Origin of the sequence: Thioflexithrix psekupsensis, assembly GCF_002149925.1 — a bacterium.
Taxonomy (GTDB): domain Bacteria; phylum Pseudomonadota; class Gammaproteobacteria; order Beggiatoales; family Beggiatoaceae; genus Thioflexithrix; species Thioflexithrix psekupsensis.
On the sequence record NZ_MSLT01000027.1, the window covers coordinates 1 to 977 of the forward strand.

At 51.5% G+C, this 977-nt stretch carries 2 protein-coding genes; one reads left to right on the top strand and one right to left on the bottom strand.

The features are described 5' to 3' along the window. The coding region (gene dld / locus TPSD3_RS17180) for a D-lactate dehydrogenase (protein ID WP_086489779.1) at positions 1–667 on the bottom strand (667 nt) is incomplete at its 3' end. 124 nt (positions 668–791) lie between these two features. Here dld and TPSD3_RS17845 point away from each other — a divergent pair. Beyond that, positions 792–977 (top strand): hypothetical protein (locus TPSD3_RS17845; protein ID WP_217884498.1); only part of this gene is annotated, 186 nt, incomplete at its 3' end.

The following is a 977-nucleotide window of genomic DNA, read 5'->3' on the forward strand; positions in this document are numbered from 1 at the left end:
CGTGACGACCATCGTGACGCACATCGTCATCTTTGATGCGATCATCATCCAGCTTGCTAAGGATCTGCTCCGGCGTTTCGCCCAGATCAATCCCCAGATGGTTCACCAGCGTCAGTTTGCCGTCTTCATTTATACGCGCGAATAACGACATTTCGGTATACGCCGGGCCACGTTGCACCAGCGAGCCGCCGGAGTTGTTACAAATACCGCCGATGACCGATGCGCCTATACACGATGATCCAATCACTGAGTGCGGTTCGCGTCCCAGCGGTTTGAGGGCTTTTTCCAGCGAATAGAGCGTGGTGCCCGGATAGGCCAGCACCTGTTCGCCCTTGCCAAGAACGTGCAGCTTGTCGAGACGCAGGGTGCTGATGATAACGACATCGCGATCATAATCGTTACCGTTTGGCGTCGATCCTTCGGTCAGGCCTGTATTGGCGGCCTGCATCAGAATAATTTTGTCGGCGGTGACGCAGGCTTTCAGCACCCGCCACAATTCTAGTAGTGAGCCAGGGAAAACGACAGCCAGCGCGTCGCCCTGACCAGAACGGAAGCCCTTGCGATAGCGGGCCGTTTTTGCGGGATCGGTGAGCAGGTGTGAAGAACCCACCAGACGAGCAAGTTCATTCAAAAAGGCTTTATTATCAGTTGTTGTCATGGAAGACATTTTCCACTCCTTGTGGTGGCGAAAAAATATCACAAACTAGAATAGCGCCTTGTATAACAATTCAGCGAGTGAATATTTTTGAAAATTCAGACAATAAACTGAGCATTCTTTTTCTCTCTCCATCATGCTTATGGCAAACTACGGTTTTTGCACCATTTTCGCTGCCACGTCGGGCAACAAAGGAAGAAAAATCCATATGAAATGGCTATGTTCAGTAGGAATCGCGGTGAGTCTGGCCCTGCAGCCAGCACTGGCGGATGATTTATTCGGCAACCATCCATTAACGCCCGAAGCGCGGGATGCGTTCGTC